The sequence below is a fragment of the Nocardia sp. IBHARD005 genome (assembly GCF_052814245.1).
The window spans coordinates 304,025-328,493 of sequence record NZ_CP199935.1; the positions used below are offsets into that span (position 1 = coordinate 304,025).

A 24,469-nucleotide genomic window follows, 5' to 3' on the forward strand; every position below is an offset into this window, starting at 1 on the left:
CATGACGGTCCGGCCACCGGATACTTGCGCGCCGCGAGAAAATGTTGCGTGTCAACAGTGGGACAGTTGACATCCTCCCGGCTGTGAACGGCCGGGATTCCTACCAGCGACAGTCGGCCGCTCTCGGTGGGTTCCTGTTTCACCGGGGCTCGCTTCCGCTAGACGGGAAGACTGACAGCCCCTCCGCAAGCGTTTAACCTCTCGGCCTGCCCGGCCGCGAGAATGTTTCGTGCCGCGTTCAGATCGCGGTCGTGGATGGTTCCGCACTTGCAGATCCACTCACGCACATGCAACGGCTTCTTGTCGCTGACCACCCCGCACACCGAACACATCCGCGTCGAGGGGAACCAACGATCGACCTTGGCGAAGTACCGCCCGTACTGGGCTGCTTTCTGTTCCAACATGCACGTGAACATGCCCCACCCGGCATCATGTACCGATTTCGCCAATCGAGTCCGCGCGAGACCTTTGATGCTCAAGTTCTCGATGAACACCGCTTGGTTGTCGCGGATGATCGTCGTCGAGTGCTTATGCGCCCAATCCCGGCGCGTATCTGCCACTCTCGCATGCGCGCGAGCGACCCGGGTGCGTGCCTTGTCTCGGTTCTTGCTGCCTTTGTCCTTGCGCGACAGCGATTGCTGGGCCTTGCGTAACCGGCGTTCGGCCTGCCGCAGGAATCGCGGCGAGGCGATCGTTTTGCCGTCCGAGAGCACCGCGAACGTCGCCAAACCCAGGTCGATACCCACCTCGGTGCCCGTCTGCGGCAACAGCTCGTCGGTCACCACGATGACGAACGAAGCAAAGTACCGGCCTGCGCTGTCTTTGGTGATCGTGACCGAGGATGGAACTGACGGCAGTTCCCGCGACCACGCGACCATGAGTTCGCCGATCTTGGCCACGTACAACCGGCCGTTGGGTCGGAGGCTGAATCCGTTGCGGGTGAACCGGATCGACTGCCGGTTGTCCTTGCGCGACCGGAACTTCGGCCGGGCGAGTTTGGGTCCCTTGCGTGTGCCGGTAACCGAGGCGAAGAAGTTGCGGTAGGCGGAGTGCAAGTCGGCAAGGGCTTGCACCAACACCACGGAGGACACCTCGCTCAACCACGCCCGCTCAGGTGTGGTCTTCGCGGTCGTGATCACCTGGGTTTGCAGGGCTGAGTCCTTGATATAGGGCAAGCCCGCTGCTCGTGCGGCTCGACGGGCGGCAAGCCCGTCGTTGAATACCACTCGCGCGCACCCGAACGCCCGGGCCAGCGCGGTCGACTGGCCAGGTGTCGGGTAGACACGAAAGTTGTATCGGAGCTGCACGAATCGAGGCTACCGCGACCCACCGACACACTTGACGCGCTTTCACTGAAGGGCATGCTTCACCCCGTCACGACGTGAACCTGGGTGCTCAACCTGGCCAGGACTCTGACCGCATCGGCGGTCTGATCTCGGGTCGAACTGCCGATCGACATCCAATGAGGGGCGGGCACATGGCTGGCATCGAACTACGGACAAGCGCAGACCGCAGCGTTGACTGCTCCCGCACCGCCCCGACCTTGTCGGGTGAAGCGGTGGGGGACAGGGCAGGATGTAACCCGGTCGAGATATCGCCATACCCCCAGCAAAGGAGCAAATGTGGGACAGGTCAGCGCCAGCAGTTCGGTCGTCGTCGCCGCGGATCCGCAGCGCACGTTCGCAGCGATCGGCGATTACGAGACGATTCGGCCGCGCATTCTCTCCTCGCACTACCGCGACTACAAGGTTGTCGAAGGCGGCAACGGCGCGGGCACTGTGGTGGAGTGGACCCTGCAGGCCACCGAAAAGCGCTCACGCAACGTGCGCGCGACCGTGACTGTCGTGGATTCGGTGCTCACCGAACGCGACGCCAACTCCACCATGGTCAACACCTGGACCGTCACCCCCGACGGCACCGGCTCGAAGGTCACCATCGAGACCACCTGGCAGGGCGCGGGCGGCATCTCGGGCATCTTCGAGGGCATCTTCGCCCCGCTCGGCCTGAAGAAGATCCAGGCCGAGGTTCTCGGCAACCTCGCGCGCGAACTGGCCTGAACTCCGTTCGCGGGAGTTGATCAGTCCTTGCCGATGTCGAAGAGGTTTCCTTCGGGGTCGGCGAGGGTGGTCCACTGCATGCCGTATTCATCGAAGTCGCCGATGTGCTTGCCGCCCAGGCTGATCGCGCGTTCGATGTAGTCGGCCCATTCGGCTGTGTGGAAATCCAGATGGACCACATTCTTGCCGGGAGTCTTGTCGGGGACCTGAATGAACATCAGGGTCGGGGCGAAACCGGCGGACTTGCCGACAGTGGCGAAGAACTGCGACGCCTCCGGGTCGACGGGCACGTCGAGCAGCTGTGCGTAGAACTCGGCCTGGGCGGTGGCGTTGTGACAGTCCATGGTGATGTTGGCCAGGGCGATGGTCATCAGATTTCTCCTTCGGTGATCGGCCAGCACACCTCGGTGCGGTAGTCGGCCGGGTTATCGGTGGTGTCGGGTCCCACGAGATAGCGCTCGCGGACCGGTTCGTCGGGCAGTGCGGCGCCGTGCTCGGCAACGTGGCTGCCGAGTGCGCCATAGGTGCGGTCGAAGTCTTCGAACGGGCCGTCGTGAACGGCAACGGCGAAGTGGCGGCCGGGGAATTCGACAACGGCGAAGCCACCGGTGGGGACGAACTCCGCGCCGGGCGGTAGCGGCACGAACGCGGTGACGGCGCCGTTGTCGTCGGTGAAGAACTCGTTCGAATAGGTCGCTCCCGCAACACCTCCCGGGGCGATGCCGGACTCGATCAGGGTCGTGTACAACTGCTCGAACGCGATGCCACACCAGTCGGCGATGGCAGTGCGCTCGACCTGGTCGGTGAACGTGAGCGCCGTGAAAGCGGGCTCTGTCCGATAGTCGACCTCGATCGGTGGTGGGGGTGCGGTGAGCAGGGCGCGCAGCGAGACCACCACCTCGCGGGTGCGATCCAGCGCCGCCTCCATCCTGAGCAGATGCGCCCGCAGCGCGGCGTCGCGCTCGGCGGGATCGGCCGCGGCGAGCACGGTGCGAATCTCGGGGAGCGGCATGTCCAGATCGCGCAGCCGCCGGATCAGATGAGCTCGCTCCACCTGGTCGGTGGAATATCGGCGATAGCCGGTGCCGACGTCCACCGAGGCAGGCTCGAGTAGCTCGATCTCGTGGTAGTACCGCAGCGTCTTGACGCTCAGAAGGGTGAGGCGGGCGAACTCGCCGATCGCCACGGTTGCTGTCATGGAGTCCAGAGAACACCCTCCAGCGGGGGGAGGGTCAAGAATGGCTCGGCGGACACCGCACGCGGCCCGGTCTCACCGGCCCTGGCCGAACAGATCGTCTACCGGCTAGAGACTCATCTCCGGTAAACTGCCGATCGACATCCTACGAGGGGCGGGGCATGGCTGGCATCGAACTCGACTACGGGCAAGCGCAGACTGCGGCGTTGACCGCTGCGGCACGGGCTGCGGGCACGCTGAACTTCGATCCGCATGCAGTCGACGAGCTGGTGGCGTTGTACGACCGAATGATCGCCGGACTTCAGGCGGTTCGCGTGCATCTCCAGACCGCTTCGAAGTCGTCCGGGTTCGGGGATATTCCGACCGCCGATGCGCTCGCGAAAGGATTCTCCGACAAGGCAACCGATGGAATCGCGGTCATCGACAAGCTCGTCGACGGAGCTGTGCGACTCCAAGAGGCATTCCTATGTGCTGGTGGCCGACTCGAGGATGCAGACATGGTAAACAGCGCGAGAATTCGCGTAGCCGAGGCGTCCTTGCCGGGAGGCCCCGCGTGAGGATGAGTAAGTACACGCTCTGCGGATTGACCTTCCTGGTTGCAAGCTGCGGATCAAGTGCGGAGCCCCCCTCGAATCTCGAGCTAACCACGCCGCGTAGCGACTTGTTGGTCACCGTCAGCCAAGCACCTAGCCAGCCGCCAAATAAGCGGTCACCGGTAAAATTCGATCCATGCTTTGAGGTGTCCGATAAAACGGTCTCAGAGGCAGGATACAGTCCCGAGACTAGGAAACGCATCGACCAAGTACACGATGGATGGGCATTTATTGGCTGTACGTTCGAAAGGATCGAGCCTGTACGAAAGCAGCAACTCGCGGTCGCGCATTTGACCATACTTTCCACGAACATTTCAGTATCCGAAGTACGCGAGAAGGAAGCCGAACGAACAACCGTAAACGATGTTCGGGTCGGTTCGCACGCCGGAATCTCGTATCGGGGCGAAGGTATGGGGTCGTGCGCAATGACGATGGACGGACCAGATTCGGCGCTATCAATCGATGTCAGCAGCGTGGGGCAAACTGAATGGAATGCCTGCGAACAAATGCAAAGGACGGCTGAGATCATCGAGGCCGCACTCCCTGAATGATCAGTGACGGTTCAATCGGGGCGTAGCCACTTTGGATACTGTGGTTTGACAGGCTCACGAACAATCTCAAAACCGTCAGCTAGCCTCACGGGCAGTCCTGAAAAACCTACATACTCGCCGATTATCAAGCCCGGAACTTGCGATTTGAACCAGTTTCGACAATCGGGCTCCGTTTCGGATTCTCCGGTACTATTAAGTTTAGTGATTCGCCAATTTCCGAACACATTCCAGTCCGGCGTCCTGCGGCCCGATCTCTCCGCATCGGCATAATTCCCCGCCTGTCCGGGGTCCGCCTCTGACGGATTCTCCAGACTGATCTTGTATACGGCGAACCCGGCTGCGAGTCTTGGTAAATTTCGAGTGGCGGGATCAGGAATAGAGTACTCGCAAACCTTCGCTTCTATGAATCGACCGCTATGCGAAATATTTGCAAGGTAGTCGTAGTGGGAAGCCTTACTTCCCTCCCGCCACGACTGATACTGCTGGTCAGACCCATTACGATGTCGGGTATCACTCTGCGGGTCCGCATCGACCCGCGCTTCCCTATACCCAGGATAGGCAAATTGAAGCCCGGCAGAACTTCCGATCATCGCAGATTCAATAGTCGCGCGAACCAGCTCGGCTCCGCGGCTAGTCAGATCGATCTTTTCGCCTGCTGACCACACGTGATTAGACGTAGGTTCAGGCTGCGTACGAGGAGGTTTGCGGTCCGCTATATATGCCGCTGCGCCCACGATCAGGATAGTCGTGCATATAAAAATCGGTACTAGATGAGATCTTCCCACGCGCACGACTGTCTAGCCCTCCTTCTTTTCTTCAGGTTTCTCCACCTGCGGCGCACCTTCTAGGATCTGACGGTATGCTCGTTCCATGGCCGTCGAGTTCCCTTCCGCTCGATCCATCGCGTCGAACAACTCTGCTGACTGGGCGGCCAGATTGTCTCCGTTGGGCGAGGTCCTTATAGTCTCCCATGACCGAAGTTGACCACCATCGAACAGGTCACCATATCGATCTTGCATCTCGGGCGAAATCGACATTCGAGCTAGAACGGCGTGATTGACTCTGTCAAAATTCGGCGCCGTCTCAGTTTTAGGCTCTTCCAACTTGGGTCCGTCACCGAACATGAATGGTTTCACCTCTTCGATGCCAGCCCCTACATACCCACCGAGGGGAATTTCCTCAATAAGGGTTTGCAATGGGTCAATCGCCTTGGCCTTACCTTCATGCGCGGCGACGGCGTCGCCGTGATCGCCGTACGATACAGCCTGCTCAGCAGCGTTGTGGCCGCTGACGACCAAGGCGTCTAGACGCCCAATTGTGGCCAATTTGGACGATGAGCCCGGAGCTGACGGATCGGTTGCGTATTCCTGCATATTTCTTGCAATCGAATTACCGGCAGCATCCAGCAATATTTCCTGCGAATTTTTTCTGCCGGTATCAGCGTCGTCTTCGGTGTCGGTGCTGAGTATGGAAAAGATGTTGCTAGATCCACGATAAGAGCCGTTGCCGTCGGGGTCCAGCCATGTTGTGACTTCATCGGAGTCGTTGAGAACGCGCGGTACATCGAAGCCTGCCGTATTCGGCGACAAGCCGCCCGACATTGTCTCGATATGCGGAGAAAGCCCAGTAGCTAGCGCCCTCGTGAGTTCAGGATTGCGCTCGCCGAGTGTATTGGTGCCCTCACTGCCAAGGCTCGTCAGCTGTTCCCAGCGCTTGCCTGGATCGCCCGAACCGGACAGGTACTCCGCTGCCGAGCTCATGATCTTGCCGTGACGCTCCGCTGCGAGTACGTCGGCTGGATCATTCCGATTTTCGATCGTCGCGTCACCGGGGTTGAACTGGAACAATGTCGCGGGCGCCGCGCCTTTATCAGTCCACGAATGGGTTGTGAGGTTCTCGAAAAGCTGTTCCCGCACTTCGTCTGTCGAACGCAGACCACCCGTCACCAGGTCTTTGCCCGTCAGCAGCTCCTCGACCGCTGCCTTGTCTTGCCCAGCAGTGGTGAAAAAGTCGCCTACGATGTCGTAGGGGTCGCCGGCACCGCCGTCGATCTGCAGACGCGTGCCACCAAATTGGGCGTGCGAGTCATCTTTGTAGTCTTCTAATCCTGCCAAGTACCTCGAACCGACATCGAGGAGTTTTCGATCGACGTCGGTTCCGGTCATATATTGGGGGTCGCCGGCACCGACAAGCTTGGCGATCGCCTTGTTATCTGCAACGCCATTGAGGCTGACCTGCTCATTGATGAAGTATTTTGATTCCTTGGTGACGAGATCGCTTCTCGTGAGCGAGGATTGCATTTTCGACGGAAGTACGGCCAGACCGCCCTTGCCAGAGTTTGGAAGCTCCTTGTCATTGGCAGAGACGGGCCCAGCGTTGATGTTCTGGTTCGACATGATCTGGAACGAGTTGGCCATCGCCTTCTGAGTCTCGGGCGGCAGCTTACTCACTATCTGCTCGATCTCCTTCGGGCTTTTGCCGTCCATGCTCCGGCCCAGCTCGTTGAGGTACTCCATCTGCGAGGCCGGGATCGTCGAGGAGTCACCACGCTGCAATGCCGCAAGCTGTTCAGGTGTGAGCTGACCTGCCTCGATGAGGCGCTGCTGGGCTTCCGGGCTCAAGCTCGCTGGGTTGTCGACCAGCTGCTGACCGTCGGAACGAGCTTGTTGCGAGCCGAGCGCGGCCGCCGATACGAATGCCACGCGCAGTTCGGCGCCGGCCACGTTCAGCGCGTCACGAAGAGTGATGTCGGCTTGCATCGCACTGCGTACCGCCTCGTTCAACTCGGTTTGCAGGTTCGTTAGCTCCTTGGCCTGTTCGTCGGTCGCTTTCTCGAGTGACAGCGCGAGCTTGTCGGAGACCTGATAGGTGCGCCGCTCGGCCTCCATGATCGCGCCACGAGCTCGCAGCAGAGGTGCGTTGATTTCCTCGTAGCCCTGCTTTGCCCGGTTACCGATCGCCTCCAGCTTGTCGGCGAGCAGCTGCATCGTCTTGTAGTCGGATTGAGCGCGGGCCTGCGCGGCATCGGCCGTCTGGCCTTCCCAGTAGGCGCCGTCGACTGTGGTGACAGCCGTTTGATATTCCTGGAACAAGCCTTCGAGCTCAGTCCCGACGCCGATCCAGGCGTCGCCGAGCTCGAGCAGCGTGGCAGGTTGGGCCGTCGCGACCCATGTGCGCGGATCCATGCGGTTACGCCGTCCACTCGCCGGTCGCCGCGCCGTATGTCGCAGCGATCGCGGCGGCACGGCTGTCGTCGCTGTTCTTGTATTCGGTGGCCACGTTGACCATCACATCACCGGTTTCCCCGAGACGTTCTTTAGCCGCTGGCAGCAAGGTATTGCGGACCAGGTCGGTGGTGATCTGCTCGCCTGCGGCCACAGAAGCCAGCGCCGGGTTGCTCGCCGGTCCCATGGGCCGCTTCGGCGTTACCTGCTCTGCGCGCGCGGCCAGGCCGTGCAAAGTCGCTCCCAGCTTTCCCAGTACTTCGAGATCAACACTTAGCCTGAATCCACCGACCCGGTTGTCGGGCTGGTCCGCGCGCCGCAGGCGCGTGGACCAGCGTGTTTCGGGTGTGGAGTAGCCGCTGGTCTGCCCAGCTTTTCCACGTGGATCTCGGTTCGGGCCGGTTGGCCGGGTTGGTCAGTTGATGGCCGGTGGTGGGGGTGAGTAGCCGATCGTGTTGTGCCACAACATGAGCCATGCATCGATCCAGGGCCAATGGCTGGGCAGGTGCAGGACCGGTCGGCGCTGGGGGCGGGCCAGACGGGCCGCAATGTTGACGATCTTGCGGCGCAAGGTCGCCGCGCGAGCCATGCCCAGTTGTGCGCCAGCGAGGACCCCGGTAGCGCGCAGCAGATTGTGCGCGATCGCCGCGCAAAGCACCCAGGCAGAATTCGCCCCGAATTTCCCGGACGGGATATGGGCCAGCGGTCCGTCGATCAAGTCCGCGAACACGGTCTCGATGACGGCGTGTTTGCGGTGGGTGATGTCGGCCTCGGCGGTGGCTTCGCCGGAGTTGGTGAAGAACGGGTGATACCGCCAGACCGGGAACAACGCATCGGGGTAACGGGCGTCTTTCACCCGCCGCACGATCAGCCGCGCGGTGGCCCTGTCCTTGGTGGAAGCGAAAGCGGTGTAATCGATTTCGGCGACCTCGGCATCAGAGATCCACTCACCGGTATCGGGGTCGCGGACCGCGCCGGGATAGTTCACCGGCGTCCACCTGTCCTCGGCGATCGCGCCGATCGCGCGATCGATCGCGCGATTGCGGGTCATCACAAGCGAGAACTGCGTGCCCGCGCGCAACGCCGCACGCACCACTTTGCGGTTGCCGTAAGCCGAGTCGCCGCGCACCAGGATCTGCCCGGTGGCCCCGGCCGCGCGGGCGGTGTTGATCGCGGCGGTGACCATCGACGCAGCCCCTTTGCCGGAACCGGTCTTGCCCGCCCGCAACCGCATCCCGGCGATCACCGGAGCGGCGAGGTCTGTGCTGGTTGTGGCAGCCAGAGGCGAAAGCCCTTTGCGGAGAACCTGTTTACCCGCGATCTTGGTGTGTCCGTAGGACGCGCCCTGTTTCTGGTGGCCATAGACCGGACGCAGCAACGAGTCGATATCGACGAAGCACCGCACCGCGGCGCCGGGCAGCAGATCGACCCGGCCGGCCAGCGCCACCAGGTGGGTACCCAGCACCGACTCCAACTGCTTGCCGTGCCCGAAGGTGAACTCCCGCAACAAGGTTCCCACGGTCGAGGGCGCATACACGCCGCCGAACAGGTTCTTGCCACCGCCGCTGCGCAGCAGGTCGATGTCGTCGATGCTGTCCGCGCCAGCGCACATCCCAGCGATCAGGGTGACCAGTTTCGGCGCGGGATTGGCCGAACCGGACTTGATCCGCGGCGAAGCGATCGCGACTTTATCGGCCAACATGCTGGTCAGGCCCGTTTGCTCGGCCAATGCCATCACCGGTACCAACCCGGCCACCGAGATCAGGTTGTCGTCATCGAAGCGTGCCGAGTCCTCGGCGAAGGTGTGGAACAATCGCACTGAAAGTGTCTTTCTGAATTGGATCTGATTGTTGCGTCGAGAACACCAATCTTTCCAGGTCAGAGGACACTTTCGCCAATTCACCAGCCCTTCGATTCCCCACTACGTCGGTGGATTCAGGCTTAGCGTCCCCATGAAAACCCCCAGGTCAGTGGCGAGTAGATCCGGCGCATGAACGCGGCAACTCTAACAGCGACCGGGGTTCGACGTTATCGGCACTGACGAAGGGACAGGGGTACTGAGTGGCGCGCGGTAGCCTATGTCGACTCCGACTGCACCGGTCGGGACCTTGGGGAGGGCATAGTCGATGTCAGGCGAAGAAGATCCAACCGCCGGATTGGATGTCAGTCCGATCCCTGGACTCGGAACCATCGGACCGGCGCAGCTCACACAGTTGTTGAACGCGAAACAAGCGCTCGAACAGGCGATAGGCCGCACCAGCCGTAGCGACCAGGCCCTCGCCGACCTCGGGGCCGGTACCGATCCGGATTTCGTCCAGGGAGCGCTGGATTTCTTCGATAACTGGGAACACCAGAAGATCTACGACTCGGTCAACGGTAGGTCGGGCATGAACGTCACCGGTATGTCGACGCTGCGGCAAGCCTGGCACGATGGGTTTTCCGAGCTCGCGAACCTTTCCTCGTTCACCACACTCGCCCTCAATCGCATCTTCGGCGAGGGCAAATGGGACGGAAATAGTGGTGACGCGGGCCTGGCCGCAGCACTTCGGCACGCGCAGGCCGCCAACCAGATCGCCCAAGTCTTCGGAACGATGGCGGACCGCATGGGCACGGTTGTGGCGGCGGCCGAAGCTACTCGGGCGGCCGTTCCGCCACCTGTGGCGGTGATGGGAACGATCGATCCCGACGATCCTCTCCAGTCCGTCCTACCGGGTCTGGTGAGTCCGGAGTACATGACGCAACACCGAAAGGCCGCCGAACAGGCTCGCCTTGCAGCGGTAGCCGCGATGAACAATGTCTACACCCCGAACTACCCGCCCACTGGAAACGGCGTGCCGTCGTACACGACAGTGGCGTCTATCGGCGACAACGGAGCCGGTGGGACATCTGGACCGTCGAGTGGCGCTCCGGCATCCTCGCCGAGCGGGTCCGCTACCGGCGATCCCGCGACTGGAGAAGTTGGAGTGCAGGGCACTCCGACAACTGGCGATCCGTCCGGCAACGGATCAGCGGCTGCCTCGCAGGGCGAGGAGACCGGCTCGGCAGGCTCTGAGTCCGGGTCCGAGACCGCTGCTGCGTCCACGGCAGCACCGACAGCCGGTCAAGAAGCTGGAGCGCGGACAGGGGGAAACCCGGTCGGCACAGGTGGGAGCCCATCCGGAGGTGGTGCCGGGGGCGCTGGCACCCCAGGAGGTGGGCTCACGACTGGCTCGCCGAGAACCCCTGGCGGCACTGGTGCAGCGCCAATCGCGGGTACCCCGAACTCTGGCCGCTCGGGCCCGGCAGGCGGAGCTGGATCTCCTGGTGCGAGTACGGCTGGCAGAACAGCTGGTCACCCGATGGGCGGGCCTGGCGCGGGTGCCGGGCGTCGTGGTGGCGGCGGAGACGGCGACGCGGAAAAGTACGCACCCGACTACTTGCGTGGCATCCAATCCGACTGGCTGTCGGGTATCTCCGCAAATTCCGGCGTCCTCGGGGAAAATCCGGAGCTCGGCGAAGCCCGTGACGTTCCCCTCGCCCGCCCTCGCCCGGTGCCTACCCCGGTTGTGGAGTCGTCGTCGGCCGGGTCTGATCTTCCTGGTACGCCCAACAGTGGAACCACCGCAGCTGCAACTGCCTCGTCGAACGCCGCGTCCTCGCCCGCTTCCCCCGCGAGCGATGTACCCACGTTGGCTACATCGGCAAGCGGTGCAGCCACGTCCACGGCCGAAGCCTCCGAGACGTCGGATACGCAACCATCGACATCTGCGGTGACTGGCGAGGCGCCCATGCTGGATGACCTCTTCGCTGAATATGGTTGGGCACCAAATGAATCCACTCCGGCTGAAACCTCTCCTGCGTCCGATGGGACCACTACGTGACCAAACCTCCTTCTTGGGACCTGGGTCCTGACGAGTTCGCGTGGCTATGGAAGACCCAGACCGAGTTCGACGAATACGAGTATCCCGATCCGATGCAGGTGGTCGAGACACCACGCGATCAGGATGAATACGCGCTCGTGACATCGGGACTCGTGCGCAAGTACGAAAATGGGCTCGAGGCATCACTGCGGGTGGCACTACACACCCTGGCCACTTCAACAGTTCGAGTATGCGGGTACGGAACACTGACCGAAAGTGGTCAGGTTCTGCGCTCCCATGTCGCGCTGACGGAAACAGCAGGGGCCGTGCTATTTCAGCGACCAGCTGCCGCTGACGGACGGGTGTTCAGGTTGACAGCATGCCGCCCGGATGACGCGCTGACATACTTCGCCGCCACCCTCCCGCCCGCTCCTCCCGGCGGTGCGGGAGCCATGCACGGCTACACCCCCCGCGTCCGCGGCGACGAAAACGTCACTACGTGGATGCAATCGAACGATGGACGGCTCCCCGAAGATGAGCGCATCCGAAAGCTGTTGCGCCTGCGTAGATCTGCGGAGGGTCAGGTTGTCATCGAGTCAGGTCTTCGAAGCGGGCGACCGGTGCAGCCCGCCTACGTCAGCTGGATCGACATCGCCAGGGGGTTCGCCGCCGGTCGGTACTTGATCGAAGTGACGGAATCGGACGCCATCGTGACACCGGCCTCTCCGGAGGTTCTCATCAGGATGCTCCGGAAGAAGGCGATTCAGTTCAAGGCAGTACACGGGTCCGAGGTCGGATGGGCTCCCGGCATCTAGATTGCCGAGGCCGCGCAAACCCTTCAAGAAGGTCCAATTTGAGGAGCCTCGCGTACCCGAAGTAACCGCACAGCTTCAATGTCGGATTCCTGACATGGGTTTTTACCAACACTCACTGTCTGGTAACGGTCAAGACCTGATCAGGCGGGGGCCAAGACGAAGGCGGCGATCAGCGGCCAAGCGCCCTCACGCCACCACGAATAGCCGAACCAGACCCCCGGGGTTACCTCGCGGATCTCGTCGTAGACCTGCGGTGTGGGTGACGGCGCGTAGTTCAGCGCCCAGGTGGGGGCACCGTCGAGGATCGACGGCGCTCGATAGACATCGGCGGGGAAGGCCTCGATTCCGGCGCCGGTGATCCGATTGGTCAGTGAGCCGCCGTCCGGCCCGGTGCGGAACACCTTGCCGATCCACAGCGCCGGTCCGGCCGCTTCGAGCTGCGGCGGGCGCGTCAACCAGCCGTTGGTGAGGCCCGTTGCCACCGCCCCCGCCTGCGCGTCACGGTAGATCTGGTCCTGCTGGGTGACGCTGCAGCGCAGACGCAACGAATCGATGGTCGCCGCGCGATTGCCTGGATCGAGTACGCAGCCGTTGCCGTAGTCGTTGATCGCGGCCCCCGAATCGGCTGATACGGCGGCGGGAGAGAGAAGTAGCAGGCTAGCGACAGGGGCGAGCACGGCCGAAACCGACGCCAGGCGCACACGGGAAGCATTCATCTGATCTCCTAGAGATTGCTGAGTCATTGCCAGACCTTGCCTGATCGTATGCTCGAATCCCCGGCGGAGCCATCGTTTCAGCGACCGTTCTCCACGACTAGACTGGCAACCGCACGCGGCCAGAGCTCTGCACCCGACGCACCCCCACGGTTTTCGGCCGCCTCGCACCAGAGGGGCGAGACGGAATGCCGAAGGCGCAGTATCGTCGCTCGGGTGTGAGGCCCCAAGGGCCGAAAACCCCGCGGCGCCAGCCGCCAAAGACACAGGAGTGTTGTGCAACCCGGTGATGGTCAGTTCGATATGCAGGCACTGCTCGCCCAGGCTCAGCAGATGCAGCAGGCAGTGATGCAGGCGCAGGCCGAGCTCGCCGAGACCGAGGTGTCCGGCCAGGCAGGCGGCGGTCTGGTGCAGGCCACGATCAAGGTCAGCGGTGAGGTGATCGCGCTGACGATCGACCCGAAGGTGGTCGATCCGGACGATGTCGACGGACTGCAGGACCTGGTCATCGGCGCGATCAACGCCGCGATGGCCAACGCGCAGCAGCTCGCGGCCGAGCGCCTCGGCCCACTGTCGCAGGGCCTCGGCGGCGGTTCGCTGCCCGGTCTGCCCGACTTCTGATGTATGAGGGGCCGGTTCAGGATCTGATCGACGAGCTGGGCAAACTGCCCGGCGTCGGTCCGAAGAGCGCACAGCGCATCGCTTTTCATCTGCTGCAGGTGGAGCCGCCGGATATCGACCGGCTGCAGGCCGCCCTGCAGAAGGTGCGCGACGGCGTTCAGTTCTGCGTCTCGTGCGGCACCGTCGCCGATGGTGAGCTGTGCCGGATCTGTGCCGACCCACGCCGCGACCGCACGATGATCTGTGTGGTCGAGGAACCCAAGGATGTGCAGGCGATCGAGCGCACCCGCGAGTTCCGTGGTCGCTACCACGTGCTCGGTGGTGCGCTCGATCCGCTCAGCGGCATCGGGCCCGATCAGCTGCGGATCAGGGAGCTGCTGACCCGCATCGGCAATCAGGAAGACGGCATCGATGTGAGCGAGGTGATCATCGCGACCGACCCGAATACCGAGGGCGAGGCGACGGCCACCTATCTCGTGCGGATGCTACGCGATTTCCCCGGGCTCACCGTCACCCGGTTGGCCTCCGGGCTGCCGATGGGTGGCGACCTGGAATTCGCCGACGAACTAACCCTCGGCCGGGCGCTTTCCGGCCGACGGACGCTGTAGGACCAGGCGCGACGGCGGTAGGCGTGGTTGCCGCCGTCGCGGCCGTACGAGGATCAGAGCTCGACGCGGGTCCAGGTGACACCGTCGGTGGTGGCGGGCTTGCCGTTGGCCCAGTCCCAGATGATGCCGGCGACCTGCGCCGGGTCGTCGAGGGTCGTGCCGAAATGCCGGTCGGGGGCGCCGTCGCGATATTCGAGGGTGTAGGGGCCACTCGGGTCGCGGTAGGTCTGGATGTAGCGCTGTTCGCCCTCTTCGACGATGAGGTACGGGTTGGGGGCGGCGAGCCCGGCGACCCATTGGTGCGCTAATTCCTCGGTGAGATAGGGGAATTCGCCCGCGCCGCCGTGCGTGACGTTGATCGGGATGTGGTCGGCCGGGTCGATGATCCAGCTCAGCTGCGGATCGTAGACGGCGTAGCCGCGCGGGGTGGCGAGGTCGAAGAGCAGGTTGCGGACGAAGCCGATGGCGTCGTACGGCGAGGGGATGTAGAGCGTGTCGCCGCTGGGGCCGCCGACGGATTCGACGCTGAGGAACGAGTCGTCCACCGGCAGTTCGGCGTTGCGCGCGTTCAGCTCGGCCGCGATCTCGGCGATCGGTTCGGACTCGGTCAGGCCTTCCTGGGCGGCCAGGTACGCGTCGATCTCGTCGACAGAGCTGGCGACGCCGGACGGCAGCAGGATGTGGTCGTAGCTCACGGTGCCAGCTTAGCGGCTGGTGCCATGGGTCTCGGCCCGGTGACCCGCGGGGCTGACACCAGCTATTACCGCGGTGTTTCGAAAGGGGTGCCGGTCGGGAAACTCCGGTTTCGTCGGCCCGCGCGGTGTCGGGGGTGTGTGGTCCACTTGGTGAATGGGCATCAAGGTGTCACTCGAGCACCGCACGGCATACTCCTTCGATCGTCTCGTAGAGGTGCATCCGCACGAAGTGCGATTGCGCCCCGCGCCGCACTCGCGGACGCCGATCGAGGCGTATTCCCTCGAGGTGTCACCGGCGGAGCACTTCGTCAACTGGCAGCAGGACGCGTTCGGCAATTTCGTTGCGCGCCTGGTGTTTCCGAATCCGACGAAGGAGTTGTCGATCACCGTGGGGTTGATCGCCGACCTCGAGGTGGTCAACCCGTTCGACTTCTTCATCGAGGATTACGCCGAGTTCTTCCCGTTCGAGTACGACACCGCACTCGCCGAGGATCTCGCGCCCTATCTGCGGCGTGTCGACGAGACGGAGCCGGGCAGCGGGCCGGGGGAGTTGCTGCGGGACTGGGCGCGGGTACACCGGCCGCAGGGCCGTATCCGGGCCATCGACTATCTCGTCGAACTCAACTACGCGTTGCGCAATTCGGTCGATTACACCGTGCGGATGGAGGCGGGTGTGCAAACGCCCGATCACACCTTGCGCACCGCGCTCGGATCCTGCCGCGACTCGGCTTGGTTGCTGGTCGGTGTGCTGCGTGAGCTGGGGCTGGCCGCCCGCTTCGTCTCCGGCTACCTGGTCCAGCTCACCTCCGACGTGCCCTCGCTCGACGGCCCGTCGGGCCCGGCCGCCGACTTCACCGACCTGCACGCCTGGACCGAGGTGTATCTGCCCGGCGCGGGCTGGGTCGGCATGGATCCCACCTCGGGCCTGTTCGCGGGCGAAGGCCACATCCCGCTCGCCGCCACCCCGCATCCCGGCGCCGCCGCCCCGATCACCGGGGCCACCGGGATCACCGAGGCCACCCTCGACTTCAGCAATGTGGTTCGCCGTATCCACGAGGATCCGCGAGTCACGCTGCCCTACACCGATTCCCAGTGGGAACGTATCGTCGCCTCCGGTGCTGCGATCGACGCGCGAATGGCGGCGGCCGATGTCGGTCTCACCATGGGCGGCGAGCCGACCTTCGTCTCCATCGACGACCAGGTCAGCGCCCAGTGGACCACCGACGCCGACGGCAGGCACAAACGGGAGCGCGCCGTCGACCTCGCCGACCGCCTCCGCGCGATCTACGCGCCGACCGGCATCGTGCAGTACCGCCAGGGCAAGTGGTATCCCGGAGAACCGTTGCCCCGCTGGGAGATCGCGATCGCCTGGCGCGCCGATGGCGAGCCGATCTGGCAGCGTCAGGACCTGCTCACCGACCCGTGGACACCGGTGTCGCGGCACACGCCGCCGACGCGGGTTGCCACCGAAACGGCAGAGCCCTCCCACTCGAACGGATACGCACCGGCCGGTGCCGAGGTCGCGAATGCTGTCGTCGCGCTGGGGATGGCGGACGAGCCCGGCGCGGTCGCCGACGATGACGTGCTCGGGTCGGCCGACGCGGTGTCGGTGCTCGATGCGCGCCGCCCCGCGGCCGACATGGTCGCGGTCTTCGATGCGCGTGCTCGGATCGGTGGTGACGAAGTCGCTGCCGCGGTGATCGCGCTGGGGCTTGCCGATGATGACGATATGCGGCGCAACGGCGAGTCGGGCGGTGCCGGTCTGCTCGACATGATCGACTACGCCGATGCGGGCGATCTCGCGGCGGCGGCAGAGCCCCCTGAGGCGGCGGACAGTTTCGATGTGGTGGAGTGCGACGACGGACCGCCGCTGATCGAGGAGCCCGTCGAGCTGGTCGCCGCCGAACATCGCCGCGCCGCGGAGAGCCAGCAGGCCTGCGCCGACGCCGGTGGCGATGTTCGCCCGGCGAAGCAGGCCAAGGTGTCGAAGAAGCAAGCGAAGGAGTCGGCCGAGAAGGCGAAGGCCGAACTGCGAAAAGCGGCGAGGAAGAACAAACTTCGCAGGAAAAAGGACAAGGGAGCTGCGCCGCCGTCGGTTCACCCGCCCATCCAGTTGACCCGCTCGCAACCGAGCAACTCCGCCGCCGGGGTTATTCCCGACCGGGCGCCCGCGGCCGGCATCGGTGCGGCCAGGGCGTTGATCGCCGAGATCGCGGCCACCCTCGGGTTGCCGGATGTGCAGGTGCGGCCCGCGTTCGAGGATCCGTTGGCCCGGTTGGCGGCGACCGTGAGCGCGCCGTACGGCGATCCGCCGCCCGCGGATATCGACCCGACCGAGGACTCGCCCGAGGTGCGGCGGGTATTGCTGGAGAGCTTGGAGGAGTCGGTCGATCAGCCGTCGGCGTATGTGCTGCCGATTCATCGGCGGGCCGACGGCGCGGGCTGGGCCAGTGCCGACTGGCAGCTGCGCCGTGGACGGGCCGAGGACGGTCGCGGCCGGATTGTGTTGGCCGATGGCGATTCGCCTGCCGGACTGCGCCTTCCGATCGGGTCGGTGTCCTGGCATGCGCCGCCGATCCTGCCCGACAGCGACCCGCTCTACCAGACACCGCTGAGCGCGGAACGGGTCGAGCCGCCCGCCGCGGTGGAGCCTGCCGATTTCACGCCGACGACCGCGCTGGTCGCCGAGGTCAGGCAGGGTCGGCTGCGTGTGTTCCTGCCGCCGGTGACCGAACTCGACGACTTCCTCGATCTGATCGCCAAGGTCGAGGCGGCGGCGGTGGCGGTCGGGCAGCCGGTGGTGCTGGAGGGCTACGCCCCGCCGAGTGACACACGGCTACAGACGTTTTCGGTGACGCCCGACCCCGGTGTGATCGAGGTGAACATCATGGCGACCAGCTCGTTCGCCGAGCAGGCCGAGGTGCTGAACACCCTCTACGAGCAGGCCAGGCTCGCCCGGCTGAGCACCGAATCCTTCGACGTGGACGGCACCCACGGCGGGACCGGCGGCGGCAACCACATCACCCTCGGTGGGGTCACCCCGGCGCGCTCGCCGATGCTGCGCCGCCCCGACCTGCTGGTTTCCATGCTCACCTACTGGCAGCGCCACCCCGCGCTGTCGTACCTGTTCGCGGGTCGTTTCGTCGGCCCGACCTCGCAGGCGCCCCGCGCGGACGAGGGTCGCGAGGGCGCGCTCTACGAACTCGAGATCGCCTTCGCCGAGGTCGCCAGGCTCACCGCCGAGCAGGCCCCCGGCCCCACGCCGTACGAAATACATTCGGCCCCTTGGCATATCGACCGTGCGCTGCGGCATCTGCTCACCGATCTCACCGGCAACACCCACCGCGCCGAGTTCTGCATCGACAAGCTCTACAGCCCCGACTCGGCTCGCGGACGGCTCGGGCTGCTGGAACTGCGCGGCTTCGAGATGCCGCCACATTTCCAGATGGCGATGGTGCAGTCACTGCTGGTGCGCGGTCTGGTCTCGATGTTCTGGGACAAGCCGCTGCGCGCGCCGCTGATCCGCCACGGATCCAACCTGCACGGCCGCTACCTGCTGCCGCACTTCCTGATGAACGACATCGCCGAGGTCGCCGCCGACCTGCGCGCGGCGGGCGTCGACTTCGACACCGCCTGGCTCGACCCCTTCACCGAATTCCGCTTCCCCCGCATCGGCACCGCCATGATCGGTGAGGCGGAGCTGGAACTGCGCGGCGCGATCGAACCGTGGCTCACCCTCGGTGAGCAGACCACCGGCCAGGGCACTGCTCGCTACGTCGACTCCTCGGTCGAACGCCTCCAGGTGCGGTTGGTCGGCGCCGACCGCGGCCGATACCTACTGACCTGCAACGGCATGCCGGTCCCGCTGCTGGCCACCGACAAATCCGACGTTCAGGTTGCAGGCGTGCGCTACCGCGCCTGGCAGCCGCCGAACTCACTGCACCCCTCGATCACCGTCGACGCGCCCCTGGTGTTCGACCTGGTAGACGGCGCGACGGGCATCTCCCGCGGTGGCTGCACCTACCACGTCGTGCACCCCGGCGGCCGCGCCTACGACGACGCACCCGTCAACGCCGTCGCCGCCCAGTCGCGCCGCAATCGCCGTTTCGAGGCCGCCGGACATACGGTGAACCCGATGGATCCCGCCGAACTCCGTGCGAAGATCGCGGCACAGTCGACCGATGTCGGAGCGCCAGGCATCCTGGACCTACGCCGCGCGCGAACAGTGTGGGGCCAGTAGCCGGGAGGTTTCGAAAACTGCGGTACCGAGGGCGCGACAGTCGGCCGCGCGTTGGTCGGACCGCCGGGCGCGGACTGGCTGGTCGGGCGTGGACGAAGTCGGTGCGGTAACCGGTGGAAGTCGGTTGCTCTGGGTTTTGCGGCCGTCCCGATTCTGGACTGACGGAGGGAAGGAGCGCAGCGACTGACCGGAGGAGGGAAGAATCGGGACAATCAGGGCCGCAAAACCCCGCGGCGCCAGCCGCAAATAAACACAGGAGGCTCGGTGGCTCAGCGCGATGAAGCGCTCAGGGACGGGAATCGGCAGGGATCGGGCGTGCGCGCTCAGGTCGCCGAGCAGTTCGCGCGGTATCGGGCTGACAGCTTGGCGGGTGCGCGCTTCGACGAGTGCGGCAGGCCGACCACGGGCTACTACGACGAGTTGGTCGATGGGCGTGGGCGGGTGCGATCGATGTGGTCGGAGCTGTCGGCCGACTTCATCGATCAGGGGATCGGCGGGATCGATCGGATCGATCACCGGGTGCGCAGACAGATCGAGGACGACGGTGTCACCTACACCGAGGTCGGTCTCGGCGGCGATGACGACACCTCGATCCCGCAACCGTGGCGCCTCGACCCGATCCCGCTGCTGGTTTCCGCCGAGGACTGGACCCGCCTGGAAACCGGGCTGGTGCAGCGCTCGCTGGTGCTCGACGAGGTGCTCACCGATGTGTACGGCCCGCGCAGGCTGCTGAGCTCGGGCCTGCTGCCCGCGGAGGTGGTGTTCGGCAGTACCGGGTATGTGCGGGCCGCGCACGGCATCACGATCCCCGGCACCCACCAGCTGTTCCTGCATGCCTGCGACATCAGCCGGTGGAGCGACGGGCAGTTCCGGGTGCTCGCCGACTGGGCGCAAGCTCCCTCTGGTGCCGGGTACGCCCTGGCCGACCGCCGTGTGGTGGCCTCGGCGATTCCCGAGGCTTTCGAGCACGCGGGGCCGCGACCACTGAGCCCGTTCGCGCGGGCCATGCGCTTGATGCTCGAAGAGGCGGCGCCGGAGCTGGCCGACGGGGAAGAGCCGGTCGTCGTCGTACTCAGCCCGGGTTCACATTCCGAAACCGCCTTCGACCAGGCATATCTCGCGCAGATGCTCGGTTTTCCGCTGGTGGAGAGCTCCGACCTGGTGGTGCGCGACGGCGCGCTGTGGATGCGCTCGCTCGGCAGCTTGGAACGGGTCGATGTGGTGCTGCGGCGCGTCGACGCCGAGTTCTCCGACCCGCTGGACCTGCGACCCGATTCGCGCCTCGGTGTGGTCGGGCTGGTCGAGGTGCTGCGCCGCGGGGCGGTGACGGTGGTGAACACCCTCGGTAGTGGGCTGCTGGAATCGCCCGCGCTGAGCCCGTTCCTGCCGCGCATCGCCCGCTCGGTCCTCGGCGAGGACCTGCTGCTCGACGCCACCCCCACCTACTGGGGTGGCGACGGCAACGAGCGCGCGCACCTGGTTTCGCACGTCGGTGACCTGGTGATCCGCTCCGCCGTCGACGGCTCGACGATCTTCGGGCCGAGCCTGTCGGCGGCCGAACGCACCGACCTGGCCGCCCGGATCGAGGTCGAGCGGTGGAAATGGGTCGGGCAGGAACCCGCCGAGTTCTCGGTCGCGCCCGCGGTCGACGGCCCGGCGGGATTGGCGCCCGCACCGGTGGGCATGCGGTTGTTCTCGCTGGCCAGGCGGGGCAGCTACACGGCGATGTCGGGCGGACTCGGCCAGCAGCGCATGCGGCTCGAACCGACCCGCAGTGTGATCAAGGTGGCCGCCAAGGACGTGTGGGTCCGCGCGGCCCCGGCCACCGTGCCCGCCGTGAGTTCCGAAGCGCCGCACGAGGAACGGTTGCGCAGGGCGGTACCGGTCGTCGAGGCGATCAGCTCACCGCGGGTGCTCAACGACCTGTTCTGGATGGGCCGCTACAGCGAACGCGCCGAGTCGGTGGTGCGCCTGCTCGCCGCCACTCACGACGTCTACCAGGACTACCGCTACCGCCCCTGGCTCGACGGGGCCGAAGCCTTGCCGATCCTCATGCGCGCACTGTCGATCACCACGGGCACCGTCGCTCCACAGTCGGTGCTGCCCAACGGAATCGGCCAGTTGGTAGCGGTGCGGTCCACCGAAACCGCCGCTGCGGGAACCTCGAATCAAGATGCTGGGCAGCAGGATTCGCCCAGGAAAGCCGAAGACTCCACGAGCGACCTAGCGGAGAAGTCGCCGCGATCCACATCGACCGTCGAAGCATCGACGGACGCAACACCGCACGCGTCGGTATCTGATCCGATCGCATCGCGGTCGGCGGGGCGGAGCGAGTCGGCGGGGCGGAGCGAGTCGGCGGGGCGGAGCGAGTCGGCGGGGCCGAGCGAGTCGGCGGGGCCGAGCGAGTCGGCGGGGCCGAGCGAGTCGGCGGGGCCGAGCCAGTTGGCGGGGCCGAGCCAGTTGGCGGGGCCGAGCCAGTTGGCGGGGCGGAGCGAGTCGGCGGGGCGGAGCGAGTCGGCGGGGCCGAGCGAGTCGGCGGGGCCGAGCGAGTCGGCGGGGCCGAGCGAGTCGGCGGGGCCGAGCGAGTCGGCGGGGCCGAGCGAGTCGGCGGGGCCGAGCCAGTTGGCGGGGCCGAGCCAGTTGGCGGGGCCGAGCCAGTTGGCGGGGCCGAGCCAGTTGGCGGGGCCGAGCGAGTCGGCGGGGCCGAGCGAGTCGGCGGGGCCGAGCGAGTCGGCGGGGCCGAGCGAGTCGGCGGGGCCGAGCGAGTCGGCGGGGCCGAGCCAGTTGGCGGGGCCGAGCCAGTCGGCGGGGCCGAGCCAGTCGGCGGGGCCGAGCCAGTCGGCGGGGCCGAGCCAGTTGGCGGGGCCGAGCCAGTTGGCGGGGCCGAGCGAGTCGGCGGGGCCGAGCGAGTCGGCGGGGCCGAGCGAGTCGGCGGGGCCGAGCGAGTCGGCGGGGCCGAGCGAGTCGGCGGGGCCGAGCGAGTCGGCGGGGCCGAGCCAGTTGGCGGGGCCGAGCCAGTCGGCGGGGCCGAGCCAGTCGGCGGGGCCGAGCGAGTCGGCGGGGCAGAGCCAGACGGCTGGGCACGATCAGTCCGTGGTGGACGAGGCGGAACACGAATCCGAGGATGATCAAACGGAGGCGCCGTGGGAGCGGGCGGGGACCAGTGCGCTGGCCCGAGCGCTACGGACCACCGGTGTCAACCCGGAGCGTGGGGCGGAGCCGGTGCCCGGGCCGGAGCCTGTTCTCGCGCGTTCGCGGCAGACGCAGGGCCAGTTCACCCATCGCGCAATGGATTCCAGTGGCCAGGATGGTGTGGCCGCGCGGCGGGCGGTCGCGGGAGCCTCCGCGGAGGGGTTCGGGTACCTGGCCTCGTTGACCGGCGATCGTGAGCTGGCCGGATCGTTGTCGTACGCGGTGGACCACTACGGGTCCGCCGCGCGGGCGGTGCGCGATCAGCTCTCCGGTGACACCTGGATGATCATCGGTGCCGTCGATCGAGCGCTGGCCGAATTTCGCAGTGCCAGTACCGAACAGGAGACGGCGCTGTCGGCGGTGCATTCGCTGACGCTGGCGGCGTTGCTGTCGCTGTCGGGGATCGGCGCCGAGTCGCTGGTGCGCGACACCGGCTGGTACGTCATGGATATCGGCAAACGGATCGAGCGTGGGCTCGCTGTGACCTCGCTGATCAATGCCGCACTGGGGCGGCGGAGTTCGGCCGAGGTGCAAGGGGTGGTCGCCGAGGCCGTGCTCACCGCGACCGAGTCGGCGGTGAGTTACCGTCGCCGCCACCGCGGTTCGGCGCATGTGGCCGCGCTGGCCGGACTGCTGCTGTTCGATCCGGGCAATCCGCGCTCGCTGGTCTATCAGCTCGACCGCCTGGAGGCCGATTTCCAAGCGCTACCCGGCGGTTCCGGCGCCTCGCGTTCGCAGCGGCTGCTCGCCGATGCCCAGCGCATGCTGCGCCGCATCGACCCGGCCGACCTGGAACACACCGACGACGACGGCGTACGAACCGAGCTGGTGGAACTGCTGGAGGGGGTGCACTTGCGACTGCGCAAGCTGGCCGAATCGTTCGAAACCACCAAACTCACTGTCCCGCTCGGTATTCAGCCCCTGTGGGGCAACACAAGGCTGGTCGGATGAGTGCGCGATACGCGGCAGTGCACCGCATCGGTGGCAACACGAGGCTGGTCGGATGAGTGCGCGATACGCGGCAGTGCACCGCATCGGTGGCAACACGAGGCTGGTCGGATGAGTGCGCGATACGCGGCAGTGCACCGCATCGGTGGCAACACGAGGCTGGTCGGATGAGTGCGCGATACGCGGCAGTGCACCGCATCGGTGGCAACACGAGGCTGGTCGGATGAGTGCGCGATACGCGGCAGTGCACCGCATCGGTGGCAACACAAGGCTGGTCGGATGACCCGGCGATACATGGTGGTGCACCGCACCACCTACAGCTACTCCGACGAGGTGACCAGCTCCTACGGTCGCGCGTACCTCACCCCACGCGAATACCCGGGCCAGCGCCTGCTCGAGCACGAGATCTACATCGACCCCGTGCCTTCGGACCGCTCGGTGGGCACCGATGTGTACGGCAACACCACGACGTATTTCCATGTGACCTCCGAGCACCGCAATCTCGAAGTCACCGGCGAGTCCTTGGTGGACGTCGACGGCGAACACCCGGAGGGCCTGCCGGGCGTCGACCTGCCGTGGGAGTCGGCGCGTCCGAGCACAGCCACCGGACCGCTCGCCGTCGAATTCACCCTCGATCTGCTCCCGCCCGAGATCACGCCCGACGTAATCGACTACGCCGCGCGGAGTTTCGCACCGGGAAGGCCGCTGCTCGAAGCGGTGACCGAGCTGAACACCCGCATCCACGACGACTTCCAGTATCGGTCCGGCTCCACCACGGTGAGCACCAGCGTGGCCGACGTCTTCGCCGCCCGCGAAGGTGTCTGCCAGGACTTCGCCCGGATCGGCGCGGCCTGCCTGCGCTCGCAGGGTCTGGCCGCCCGCTATGTCTCCGGCTATCTCGCCACCGACCCGCCCCCTGGCAAGGAACGCATGGTCGGCGTCGATGCCACCCACGCCTGGGCCGCGGTGTGGCTGCCCGGCACCGACGGCACCGATCGCACCGGCCGCTGGATCGCCTTCGACCCCACCAACGACCAGTTCGCCGACGAGCGGTACGTGACGGTGGCATGGGGCCGCGATTACCAGGACGTTCCGCCGCTGCGTGGCATCATCTACACCGATGCGAAGCAGTCCACAATCAAAGTGTCGGTCGATGTAGCTCCGGTGGAGGTGTAGTC

General features: G+C 65.6%; 18 protein-coding genes. 10 read left to right on the forward strand and 8 right to left on the reverse strand.

Annotated features, from left to right (window positions below):
* Positions 1–158: 158 nt before the first annotated feature.
* A complete protein-coding gene (locus ACTWPB_RS01390) occupies positions 159–1,307 on the reverse strand; it encodes an RNA-guided endonuclease InsQ/TnpB family protein (RefSeq protein ID WP_446223946.1) in 1,149 nt (382 codons plus the stop codon).
* A 315-nt stretch (positions 1,308–1,622) separates the two neighbouring features.
* Here ACTWPB_RS01390 and ACTWPB_RS01395 point away from each other — a divergent pair, with 315 nt between their 5' ends.
* On the forward strand, positions 1,623–2,057 hold the full coding sequence (locus ACTWPB_RS01395; protein WP_446223947.1) for an SRPBCC family protein: 435 nt from the start codon (positions 1,623–1,625) through the stop codon (positions 2,055–2,057).
* 20 nt (positions 2,058–2,077) lie between these two features.
* Here ACTWPB_RS01395 and ACTWPB_RS01400 read toward each other — a convergent pair whose 3' ends face one another.
* The gene (locus tag ACTWPB_RS01400; protein ID WP_446223948.1) at positions 2,078–2,428 is read right to left on the reverse strand and encodes a VOC family protein; all 351 of its coding nucleotides are present in this window, start codon (positions 2,426–2,428) and stop codon (positions 2,078–2,080) included.
* The gene (locus ACTWPB_RS01405; RefSeq protein WP_446223949.1) at positions 2,428–3,255 is read right to left on the reverse strand and encodes a MerR family transcriptional regulator; all 828 of its coding nucleotides are present in this window, start codon (positions 3,253–3,255) and stop codon (positions 2,428–2,430) included. Before ACTWPB_RS01405 ends, ACTWPB_RS01400 begins: the two co-directional genes overlap by 1 nt.
* Before the next feature lie 158 nt (positions 3,256–3,413).
* Between ACTWPB_RS01405 and ACTWPB_RS01410 the strand changes: the two genes are divergently transcribed.
* Together ACTWPB_RS01410 and ACTWPB_RS01415 are read left to right on the forward strand one after the other, a co-directional pair.
* Positions 3,414–3,809, forward strand: a complete 396-nt coding sequence (locus tag ACTWPB_RS01410; RefSeq protein ID WP_446223950.1) for a hypothetical protein — start codon at positions 3,414–3,416, stop codon at positions 3,807–3,809.
* A 2-nt stretch (positions 3,810–3,811) separates the two neighbouring features.
* Positions 3,812–4,396: a DUF3558 family protein gene (locus ACTWPB_RS01415; RefSeq protein WP_446226198.1), complete on the forward strand. Its 585-nt coding sequence runs from the start codon at positions 3,812–3,814 to the stop codon at positions 4,394–4,396.
* A gap of 797 nt (positions 4,397–5,193) precedes the next feature.
* Here the strand turns inward: ACTWPB_RS01415 and ACTWPB_RS01420 are convergent.
* The 3 genes from ACTWPB_RS01420 to ACTWPB_RS01430 form a co-directional block, all read right to left on the reverse strand.
* Positions 5,194–7,581, reverse strand: a complete 2,388-nt coding sequence (locus tag ACTWPB_RS01420) for a TPR repeat region-containing protein (RefSeq protein WP_446223951.1) — start codon at positions 7,579–7,581, stop codon at positions 5,194–5,196.
* A gap of 4 nt (positions 7,582–7,585) precedes the next feature.
* Positions 7,586–7,855 (reverse strand): hypothetical protein, encoded by a 270-nt coding sequence (locus ACTWPB_RS01425; RefSeq protein ID WP_446223952.1) that lies wholly within the window; start codon positions 7,853–7,855, stop codon positions 7,586–7,588.
* 180 nt (positions 7,856–8,035) lie between these two features.
* Positions 8,036–9,439 carry an IS1380 family transposase gene (locus ACTWPB_RS01430; protein WP_446223953.1) on the reverse strand — a complete coding sequence of 468 codons (1,404 nt, stop codon included), beginning with the start codon at positions 9,437–9,439 and terminating at the stop codon, positions 8,036–8,038.
* A 583-nt stretch (positions 9,440–10,022) separates the two neighbouring features.
* On the opposite strand from ACTWPB_RS01430, the gene ACTWPB_RS01435 reads away from it, so the two are divergent.
* Positions 10,023–11,480 (forward strand): hypothetical protein, encoded by a 1,458-nt coding sequence (locus ACTWPB_RS01435; protein WP_446226199.1) that lies wholly within the window; start codon positions 10,023–10,025, stop codon positions 11,478–11,480.
* Positions 11,477–12,274: an ESX secretion-associated protein EspG gene (locus ACTWPB_RS01440; RefSeq protein ID WP_446223954.1), complete on the forward strand. Its 798-nt coding sequence runs from the start codon at positions 11,477–11,479 to the stop codon at positions 12,272–12,274. The genes ACTWPB_RS01435 and ACTWPB_RS01440 overlap by 4 nt, the downstream gene beginning before the upstream one ends.
* 140 nt (positions 12,275–12,414) lie before the next feature.
* On the opposite strand, the gene ACTWPB_RS01445 is transcribed toward ACTWPB_RS01440, so the two are convergent.
* A complete protein-coding gene (locus ACTWPB_RS01445; protein WP_446223955.1) occupies positions 12,415–12,990 on the reverse strand; it encodes a hypothetical protein in 576 nt (191 codons plus the stop codon).
* 273 nt (positions 12,991–13,263) lie between these two features.
* On the opposite strand from ACTWPB_RS01445, the gene ACTWPB_RS01450 reads away from it, so the two are divergent.
* Both ACTWPB_RS01450 and recR read left to right on the forward strand, forming a co-directional pair.
* Positions 13,264–13,608 carry a YbaB/EbfC family nucleoid-associated protein gene (locus ACTWPB_RS01450; RefSeq protein WP_378915243.1) on the forward strand — a complete coding sequence of 115 codons (345 nt, stop codon included), beginning with the start codon at positions 13,264–13,266 and terminating at the stop codon, positions 13,606–13,608.
* Positions 13,608–14,216: a recombination mediator RecR gene (recR, locus tag ACTWPB_RS01455; RefSeq protein WP_446223956.1), complete on the forward strand. Its 609-nt coding sequence runs from the start codon at positions 13,608–13,610 to the stop codon at positions 14,214–14,216. Before ACTWPB_RS01450 ends, recR begins: the two co-directional genes overlap by 1 nt.
* Positions 14,217–14,269: 53 nt before the next feature.
* Here recR and ACTWPB_RS01460 read toward each other — a convergent pair whose 3' ends face one another.
* Positions 14,270–14,911, reverse strand: coding sequence for a hypothetical protein (locus tag ACTWPB_RS01460; RefSeq protein ID WP_446223957.1), 642 nt, complete (start codon positions 14,909–14,911; stop codon positions 14,270–14,272).
* Positions 14,912–15,065: 154 nt separating this feature from the next.
* Here ACTWPB_RS01460 and ACTWPB_RS01465 point away from each other — a divergent pair, with 154 nt between their 5' ends.
* The 3 genes from ACTWPB_RS01465 to ACTWPB_RS01475 all read left to right on the forward strand — a co-directional run bounded on the left by ACTWPB_RS01465 (position 15,066) and on the right by ACTWPB_RS01475 (position 24,467).
* Entirely contained in the window at positions 15,066–19,151 is a 4,086-nt protein-coding gene (locus ACTWPB_RS01465; protein WP_446223958.1) for a transglutaminase family protein, read from the forward strand.
* Between the two features lie 264 nt (positions 19,152–19,415).
* Positions 19,416–23,294 carry a circularly permuted type 2 ATP-grasp protein gene (locus ACTWPB_RS01470; RefSeq protein ID WP_446223959.1) on the forward strand — a complete coding sequence of 1,293 codons (3,879 nt, stop codon included), beginning with the start codon at positions 19,416–19,418 and terminating at the stop codon, positions 23,292–23,294.
* Positions 23,295–23,570: 276 nt separating this feature from the next.
* Complete coding sequence (locus ACTWPB_RS01475) at positions 23,571–24,467, forward strand: transglutaminase family protein (RefSeq protein ID WP_446223960.1); 897 nt, start codon at positions 23,571–23,573, stop codon at positions 24,465–24,467.
* The last annotated feature ends 2 nt before the right edge of the window (positions 24,468–24,469 follow it).